This window comes from Armatimonadota bacterium, from assembly GCA_023511795.1.
In the GTDB taxonomy this organism is placed as follows: domain Bacteria; phylum Armatimonadota; class UBA5829; order DTJY01; family DTJY01; genus JAIMAU01.
Window position 1 is genome coordinate 26321 of record JAIMAU010000020.1, and the last position, 9310, is coordinate 35630.

Below are 9310 nucleotides of genomic sequence, written 5' to 3' on the forward strand. Positions count from 1 at the left end.
GAGCTGGTTTTCAGCTCCCTTTTTGTGTAGACGTCTTAATCACCAGTTGTCATATTTTCCAAACTCTCGTGCGGCAATATACATAGCATTAACATTTTCCACTGGCGTACCTGGTGCAAGGTTGTTACCCTCTCGCAAAACAAACCGGCCGCCATTCATAATGCCCGTGGAAAGTATACGGCGAACTTCTTCGCGCACTTCAGCAGGCGTTGCCCGAAGAAGGAATTGCACTGAAGGCCCTCCGTTGATTTGAACGTCCGGGCCCAACTCTTGCCTTAAAGAGCCAAAGTCTACGGGGAAGCCGGTGTCAAATGTCATTACGTTAAGCTCATCGCGAATTATCTTGAAGTGTCTTGTGGCATCACCACAGAGATGTATACTGTGCGGCCCAGCGCCTGCAAGTTCCTCAAAAAGGCGTTTGTGACGCGGAAGAACGAATTCTCTATAAGCCTCGCACGAGATAAGCTGAATGCTGTCATCTGCTATACCCCAACACCTGGGCTTAATTTCATACCCAAGCATCTTTCTCCAAGCTTTAATTCTTATTATTGTTGCCTCTGTTATAAAATCAAGTAGTTCATGCACATACTGAGGATCCTCATAAATGTCCATGCATATCTCGGTCGCGCCCCTTAAACTTGCAGCAGCGGTAAACGGCCCATCGGTTCCCAATCCTGAAGGGATGACATCTGATATCGGCAGACCCATGAAAGTAAAATTCTTAATTTTTTCCTTCAATATTTCATAAAAGCGCAAGTTCTTTTCCATCGACCCATCCTTAAATGGGTCCGGCACACCCTTGTCAAAAAGCAGACGCTTTCGGTCATCTGTCAATATCGGCTCAGTATCTGGAACTTGGCCATCATAATAGCGCACCGGGCAACCAAACCATGAAGCTTCATATGTGTTCTGAAGGTCAACATAAACAGCTGGCCAAGCTTCTCTAGGCATCCCCATTTCGGCGTCAAAGAGAAGATTGTGTCTAACATAGTATTGAAATTCAAGCTGAGTTTCTAGCATAAGTTCAGGATTTTCAGAGTACTCTTTAAAAGTAATTTGCCGAGGATTGAGCCAAGGAGTGAAAAGGTAGTATCTCACGTTTAGACCAAGCACCACAGGAACGCGAATAGGCTTACCAGCATGATAAGCGTCCCATACTTCTTTAACTTCCTGATTGTGTAATTTGAAGTCCATTTCCAACATTGTTCTAGACCTGCCTCAAACTGCTAATCCACAAAAAGTAAGCAAAATCACATTTTGACCAAACTCCAATTTGCACTCCGACCTCAGAAATACATTATAGCTTCTGTTAAGTTCTAGGGCAAAAATGAGTAAAGGAGATAAACGGCCAAGCGGTGAATATAAAATCGACAAATAGTATGCAGCGCAAATGCGTTTTGAAGATGACTAAAAAATCTTCACACCAAACGCTAATACTAAAGAAGGAGTATAAAGTTGAACCGCATATTCTTTACATCCTTACTACTTTTCTTCATAGCTGGCACTATTTCAAGCGCCGCAAAAGTAGAAAAATGGACATGGGCTAGGGGAAGTCTCCATACCCACACAACCAATAGTGATGGCGACAGTCCGCCACAAGTAATAGCCGATTGGTATAGAGAAAATGGCTATAATTTTCTAGCAATCACGGATCATGAGAAATTGACAGACCCACTTCCCTTGGATAACAATCCGAACGACAACTTCATTCTCATCACAGGGGAGGAACTGGCAATGCCAGGCAAGGGGTCGCCAATTCATGCAAATGCTTTTGGCATAACAGAGACAATTAAAGCCCCAAACAGAACTCTTAATGCAGGAAGAAGTGTACGTCGTCTTGTTGAAACCATTCGAGACGCGGGTGGAATACCAATGGTCAATCACCCAAATTGGGAAAAAGGCCTTTTGCACATTGACCTGCTTTATATCGATGGACCGTACATTCTTGAGATTGCCAATATGGGCAACGGCAGTCTAAATGAAGGAAATTTTGCACGACTCTCAACTGAACAAATTTGGGACTACTTATTGTCAAATGGCAAGGAGGTTTATGCCTCGGCAACCGACGACATGCATTCAATCAAAGACGGCCCTACTGGACCAAACGGCCCTGGAAAAGGGTGGATAGTAGCAAAAGTGCCAGAGTTGACACCTAAAGCAGTGTTAACAGCATTGTCAAAGGGTGATTTCTATGCGTCGACCGGTGTTGAACTTGAGGACTATTCTTTTGATGGCGAAAGATTCTATATTAAGGTGCGTCCAAAGCCAGGCAAGTCGTATATGATTCGATTCGTAGGCAAATGGGGAAGCATACTCCAAGAAACAATGGGTACATCGGCAATATATAAAGTAACTGGAAAGCAAGAACCAAATTCATATATCCGCTGCAAAGTAATCTGCTCTGATGAAACCGTTGCCTGGACCCAAGCATTCCGGATTGATTAGCCATTCTCAAAAGGATAACTTTCAGCATGGTAATATCCAGTCTTCGGCTGATTGTCATAGGAATCACAGTGGCAGTAGTTTGCGGGTGCGAACCAGTCATGCGCGAACTTCAATACACCAATCCTCGCACGCACCTTTTCCCGATGCACATGGATCTTGGCATTGGCGATGAGAAGGTAGACACTGCCACCTTAATCGCTTCTCAAAATTATGTTGCTTTTGTTGAACACCCAAACGTCATTGTTCACTACCCAAATGGAATGTCTGCGCTTGCCAAACAGGTAGCCGATGCATTTGAAAAAGCGCGAATTAAAATAGCAGAGCGAACAGGCATAACTTGGGCTTTCAAACCAATCGTATATCTCGTTCCTGTTACAAACACATCTTGCGGCTATCGCCTTCGCATATCGCTTCGTAAACAACGCGAACTGAAGTTGCCATTGATTATTTTGCCAAATGGCGTAGTTCTTTCGGAATGGAGTAGCGGAATAGCACATGAGCTAACCGAAGCATCCATGCTTGCGTCGCTCAGCAGACGAGAGCTTTTCCTTGGCGACTATTGCATATTCGGCGGAGGATTAGTCAACGAAACTCGATGGTTTCGCGATGGAGTTTCTGAATTAGCAGGCGAAATCCTAAACCGCGAACTGTTTGGCGAAGAATATCAGCCGCCAGCTGATATATATGCCGAACTCTCACGCATCCGTGGGCTTCTTTTAGATTGGAATAACTGTAAAGAATACACAGCAAACGAAAGAGCCTATTACCTCGCTTCTCTTGGGTTAATTCATGAATTAACGAATAGATATGGAGACCATGTAATCGCCCAGATTGTCGAAGCTGCTTTAAAGCACCGTTACATAAACGGAAGCACGCTTCTCAGGGCTGTCAATAAAATAACTGGTACTGACCTAAAAGAATTTTTAAGAACCTACCAGCCGACCTGGCTTGGAATAGAAACAGTGGACGCTAGCCAAAAAGTAAAAATTGCCGCTGTTTATTCCGGCGGCCCTGCTGAAAAATGGGGCTTGAAAGCAGGAGATATAATTACGTCCGTTGATGGACAGCACGTTCCATCCTCTGCATGGCTAGTCCACTACATCGCCGCACGTCGGCCAAGAGAACGAATTTCGGTGGAGGTGGAACGTGCTGGGGTTCGCAGTAAATACCACTTAATGGTTGTCTCCAAGCCTGCATTTCATTAACATGCAGGTATCGATTATTGACCACCCAGTTCCTTATATGCTAGAAAACAGTTGGGGAGATAAAACAATCCATGGTGATTTACCGCTTGTTGATAAGTTTAATCTTAACTCTTGGCTTTTTTTTGGAGGCAACTATTTTGCAGGCTGATACGTCAATTCTCACTCGCTCACCAGTTAAGACAATTTATATTGTCCAACTTTCACACCTTGATATTGGATTTACCAATACTCAAGCGGCAGTAGCCAGGGTATCTGCCAAAACAATCGACGAAGTAATTGCGCTTTGCGAAAAAGATAAAGATTACAAATGGACAATTGAAAGCCTTTGGCAGCTTGAACAGTGGATGAAAGGCAAGACGTCAGACCAAATTGCACATCTAATGTCGCTCGTTAAAAGTGGACGCATTGGGCTTACTGCGTGCTATGCTGGCATGTGGAGTAGCATTATGGGTGCGGAAGAAATTTGCCGTTCTTTTTATTTCGCTGCACGCCTTAAAAGGGATTACGGCGTCGAAATAAAGACTGCAATTCAGAATGACATACCAGGAGCAACGTGGGCTTATCCTCAAGCCCTAAAAAAAAGCGGCGTAAAGTACTTGTTAATGGGCGTTAATAACTTCATCGGTGCTGGTGCTGAAATTCCAGTAAAAGACAGGCCATTCTACTGGGAAGGTCCTGACGGTAGCCGCGTTCTCACATGGATATGCTCCGACTTTATAGGAAAAGAAAGCGGCTATCTTTTAGGGCTTTGGGAATATGGCTGGGGTAAAGGCGGCCGTGCCGAAGAAACCGTGCCAAAACTGCTTCAACGTTTGGAGGAAGCTGGCTATCCTTACGATGCCATCCTCATAATTGCAGGAACGGGCGACAATGGCCGCACAAATCTTGCTATGACTGAAGGCGCAAGAGAATGGAACTCTAAACATGAATCACCAAAAATGGTAATATCCCAGCCTGACGAATTTTTCTCACACATGGAAGCCAAATATGGCGATCTCTTTCCTGTATATCGAGGTGATTGGTCAGGACTTTGGGACCAAAATGCTCAAGGCACCCCATATGGAACTGCTTTGTCGAGGCAAGTTCACGATGAACTTCCATGCGCCGAAGCTATTGCTTCGTTCATTGAAGCACTAGAGCTTAGGAAATACCCAAAACAACAAATCGAATCCGCATGGGAGAACGTAATTACGTATGACGAACACTCTGGTGGCGGCGGTTGGCCTGGAACACTTACTGCCGAGCAAACACGCGAAGGTAACATTACTGCCCAACGGTATGCGCAGACGGCTTCCAAACTTACGTCAAACGTGCTTCAGAACTCAATCAGCACGCTTCTAGCGCACGTCAAAATCCACAAAGATAGCTTTTTTGTTTGGAATCCTACGCCGCATATACGAACAGGTGTAATTCAAGTCGGCGACACATTTATACTTGCTAAAGATGTGCCGGGCCTTGGCTACAGGTGTTATGGGCCACCCCAAACTTATAAATCCCATCTTGCCATAGGTGCAAATTTTTTGGAAAACGAATATCTCCGCATCGAGGTAGACAAAAACGGCTTTGTTGCTAGCCTAAAAGATAAACGTACAGGTTTGGAATTAGTTGACCGAAAATCCAAGTACGGCTTTGGGCAGCTCGTTCAAGCATCAAAAGAATACAATGGGCCCGTAAACTTTAGCAAACCTTCAATAAGAATAAGGCAAACTAGCCCGCTGGCCGCTAGCCTAATCATCACAGATGCAAAATCACCGCTTTCAAAAACAGAAATTACCTTGTACGCTGGCGAACCTATAGTAAGATTCAAGCATAAGTTCAACCTACAGCGAACACCTTATGCTTCATACGATGACGGTTCAATAAAATATGATATCGCCTATCCATTCAACATTCCCAATGGCAAGTTAACATTCGATACACCTGCCGGATTGCTCAATCCTTATACCGATTACATGCCGAAAGCCAACTGCATACTCAACGTTCAACATGGTGGTGACATCGCCGGCTCTGAGATAGCTGTGTCTTTCTTCTCTAGGCAGGCGTTCAATTGGGAATTTGGAAACATCAACTGGATTTGGGGCACGCCAATCCCACCCCAAACTACTGAACTTATGGTGCGGCTTTTGAGTAAACATGATGAAGCGAAGTACAAGGAAGGAATTGGAAGGGTAATTGTGGAGCCCGACGCACCCAATGTACTTACATTCGAGACAGCATTTTATATACACAAGCCAGGCGCCGAAAACGTCATCCACTTTTTGGAATCCGAAGCAAACCCGCTGATTGCAAAACCAATTAAAGCAAACCCAAATGGTAACCTCCCATCATCCGCCCAATTCATCAAACTGGATGGCGACGGGTTCTCTCTTCTCACCTTCAAAAAAGCGGAAGTCGGAAGTGGGTACGTAATTCGTTTAATGGAAAACAAAAATAGGCAATCTGAGATACAGATATCCTCTGGATTTTTGAAAATTAAGTCAGCTGAGCTACTGGACATCGTTGAGAATCCCATAGGCAAACTTCCAGTTCAAAATGGTGCTTTTGCAATAGAAATGCGTCCACGTGAAATTGTCACAATCCGACTTCAGTTATCAAGGACACGAAAATGAGGGTAGCTCTTTTCACTCTAGCATTAATTTGCGCCATTCCCATGAGTGTACATGGCAAACTTACAATTACGAAGGCATATTACCGCGATCCAAATGCCAGCCTACACGTGTTTCTCAAAAACCAAGGCAGACAACCTGTAAGGCTACTTCCACCGATAGTAGACGATTTTGACTGCGCCACAATTGATGAACATAATGTAAATCGTCCGCAAGATGTGCTCTGGTACCGCATGCGTCCCAACACTATTGCTCCGGGTGAAATCGCTAACATCTTAATCACTCTTTCAACACCAACCAACAAGTCAAAAACGGTGGAAATTCGTACGACTAACGGCGAAACCATAAAAACGGTCATCCGATGTGTCGCCGAGCCATTAAGATTCCAAGCAATTCGCTTTGCGCCTGATCTTAAAACAATTGATGTATATGTTCGTTGGGCAAACCCCACAAAGTCATCGCTTATCAAAAGCATACTACTCGACGGCAAAGATGTACACAGATTTGCCTCGCCTTGGCCTGCTAAAGCATACGACGGATTGGCCTTTACAAGAATTGTCTTGGAAAAGCCGCTTGCCAAGAATTCGTTTCACGTCATCGAAGCTAAATCGATTGACGGACTTTCAACTGCCTATCAGATTCGTGCAATGCCGGCGGAGTTTTTAATTGGCGTTTACGGCACGCCGACTGCTGAGAATATCGCCGATTGGTCAACCCATGGATGCAATCACTACCTATCTTTCGGTGTCGTGCAACCTGACATCCTTGAAATTATGTCAAAACATCGCATAAGCGTTGGTGCTAAATATATCCCCGAACCGCTGGTTGACCGCTCTGCTGGCAAAATTGTGAACTTCAATGAGGATATTGCTAGAAAAAATATCGAAGAAATCAAAAACAAGCAGGCGTTCTTATACCACCATCTTGTAGATGAACCAGACGTTGCAGACCATTATGGAGGAAGACAGCTTGGTATAAGCGCAATGGAGCTAGCTGCTAGGGATGAGTTTTGCGCAAAAGTCGACCCTGAACACTATACCTTCGTGCAGTTAGATAATACCTTTCGACCCCAAAATTACCGAGTTTACGGCGAAATAGCCGATGTTATTGCAACTCATCGATATTCTCTAGGAAACTTTTTAAGAAGCGAAGCTGGTCAGGAAACATACACACGACCACCATTTCTCAGGGATCTTCTCGAAACAATCGAAAAGCTTAAATTGGCTACTGAACCAAAGCCATTTTTCATGGTTACCCAATTTTTCAACCTCGGCGAACGCCGTTCTGGACGCGCGCCTACTATAGAAGAAATGCGCCTTCAGTGCTATGCCATGGTATTGGGCGGTGCACGCGGAATCATCCATTACATCCACTCAGGCTCGACTGGCGGCGGCGAAGGCGGACGCGTGAAAACACTCTGGGATGCCATGACAACCCTACACAACGAATTGAGAAGGGTAGGGGAAGTAGCCGCAATTGGCACGCCTGCACCAGCCAATTGGGCAAAATGCAATACTCCCAATGTCCTTCCAGGCGCAATCCTATGCGGTGATAAAATCGTAGTGGTACTTATCAACCTTAGCCATCGCTCATCCCTCGAAACTTTTGCCGCTCGGCCGGTGCGAGAAGCAATAGTAACAGTAAAAATTCCCCCTTGGTTAGATGCCAATGCTTTGAAAGTTGTCGCACTTGATAGCGGAGATTTGATTGAAAGCCAACTCCAAGAAGACATGCTGTCTTTCAAGATAAACGAAATCATTGATGCGCGTTGTTTCCTACTTTCCCGACAAATAGGGCAATGAGTACCCCAATCATTTCGGTTCTGCTTCCAGCATTCAACGCCGCCAATACACTCAATCAAGCAATTGAGAGCTTGATAAGGCAGACATTCGCCAGCTTTGAGGTAGTGGCGATAGACGATGGTTCTGCCGACGGTACCGCCGATATCCTTGACCGCTGGGCAAAACAAGACGCGAGAATAAGGGTTATACACATTCCGCATTCAGGGATTGTAAACGCACTCAACATTGGGTTTGCCGAATGCAAGGGTAAGTTCATTGCTCGCATGGACGCCGACGATGTTTCTCATCCCGATAGGCTTCGATTGCAAATCGAATTCATGCAAACCCACCAGAACGTTAGCGTTTGCGGATGTCTTGTTCGCTCATTTCCAAGGCCGAAGGTCAAAAAAGGCTTCCTTCGATACGAAGAATGGCTAAATTCTCTCATTAGCCATGAAGACATTTCGAGGGATATCTTTATCGAAAGCCCGCTTGCACATCCTAGCGTTATGATGCGAGCATCAGACCTACGCATGCTTGGCGGTTACCGCGACATAGGCTGGCCTGAGGACTATGATCTTTGGTTGAGGTTTTACATGGCAGGGAAGCGCTTTGCAAAAATTCGCAGAGTTTTGCTGTTTTGGCGGGAAACCCCCGGCAGACTAACATTCGCTGACTCGCGCTATTCGCTTGAAAACTTCATGCGATTAAAAGCTCATTTCCTTGCTCAATACTTGCCGCAATCACGCCCGATAATTATCTGGGGAGCAGGCATGACAGGCAAGCGACTCATGAAGCATCTGATTAGAGAAGGCGTAAAGCTCACGGCAGTTGTTGATATTGACGCTAACAAAATAGGACAAGTCGTTCGTGGTGTGCCCATAATTCGACCCGAGGATTTAGAAATATTTGCAGATGCTTTTGTTATTGCCGCCGTAGCCTCAGAGGGGGCGCGCTACCTTATTCGAAGACAATTGATTGAGACAAACCGAAAAGAATTGCAAGATTTTATTTGTGCAGCGTGAGATATAAAAATGGCTCAAAATTGCCGATATTTTTGTTGCATGATATAGACAAAATGGCGGTGTCGTGTTATAATAATCAGCGCAAGCGTGAAATACTTTATAATATTCCCCGGTAGCTCAATCGGCAGAGCGCTTGGCTGTTAACCAGGATGTTACAGGTTCGAGTCCTGTCCGGGGAGCCAGATTGGTGTCTGAGAGCGTATCTCAGATTCACATAAAGAAAGTAGCCCTATTTCGGGTGGACGCCC

6 protein-coding genes and 1 tRNA gene are annotated in these 9310 nt (G+C 45.1%); 6 read left to right on the forward strand and 1 reads right to left on the reverse strand.

Features of this window, described 5'->3' with window-relative positions:
* Positions 1 to 39 precede the first annotated feature (39 nt).
* Complete coding sequence (locus tag K6T99_11655) at positions 40 to 1203, reverse strand: hypothetical protein (protein MCL6520474.1); 1164 nt, start codon at positions 1201 to 1203, stop codon at positions 40 to 42.
* A gap of 252 nt (positions 1204 to 1455) precedes the next feature.
* Between K6T99_11655 and K6T99_11660 the strand changes: the two genes are divergently transcribed.
* From K6T99_11660 to K6T99_11685, 6 genes are all read left to right on the forward strand, one after another.
* Entirely contained in the window at positions 1456 to 2445 is a 990-nt protein-coding gene (locus tag K6T99_11660) for a CehA/McbA family metallohydrolase (protein ID MCL6520475.1), read from the forward strand.
* Positions 2446 to 2471: 26 nt separating this feature from the next.
* A complete protein-coding gene (locus tag K6T99_11665; protein MCL6520476.1) occupies positions 2472 to 3650 on the forward strand; it encodes a PDZ domain-containing protein in 1179 nt (392 codons plus the stop codon).
* 137 nt (positions 3651 to 3787) lie between these two features.
* Entirely contained in the window at positions 3788 to 6259 is a 2472-nt protein-coding gene (locus K6T99_11670) for a hypothetical protein (protein ID MCL6520477.1), read from the forward strand.
* Complete coding sequence (locus K6T99_11675; protein ID MCL6520478.1) at positions 6256 to 8058, forward strand: hypothetical protein; 1803 nt, start codon at positions 6256 to 6258, stop codon at positions 8056 to 8058. Before K6T99_11670 ends, K6T99_11675 begins: the two co-directional genes overlap by 4 nt.
* On the forward strand, positions 8055 to 9062 hold the full coding sequence (locus K6T99_11680) for a glycosyltransferase (GenBank protein ID MCL6520479.1): 1008 nt from the start codon (positions 8055 to 8057) through the stop codon (positions 9060 to 9062). The genes K6T99_11675 and K6T99_11680 overlap by 4 nt, the downstream gene beginning before the upstream one ends.
* 106 nt (positions 9063 to 9168) lie before the next feature.
* Positions 9169 to 9244, forward strand: a tRNA-Asn gene (locus K6T99_11685).
* Positions 9245 to 9310: the final 66 nt, after the last annotated feature.

What these genes read in the sequence shown, in the direction of transcription:
- K6T99_11675 (MCL6520478.1), top strand. Translation starts at nt 6,256, where the DNA reads ATGAGGGTAGCTCTTTTCACTCTAGCATTAATTTGCGCCATTCCCATG.
- K6T99_11665 (MCL6520476.1), top strand. Translation starts at nt 2,472, where the DNA reads ATGGTAATATCCAGTCTTCGGCTGATTGTCATAGGAATCACAGTGGCA.
- K6T99_11655 (MCL6520474.1), bottom strand. Translation starts at nt 1,203, where the DNA reads ATGTTGGAAATGGACTTCAAATTACACAATCAGGAAGTTAAAGAAGTA.
- K6T99_11680 (MCL6520479.1), top strand. Translation starts at nt 8,055, where the DNA reads ATGAGTACCCCAATCATTTCGGTTCTGCTTCCAGCATTCAACGCCGCC.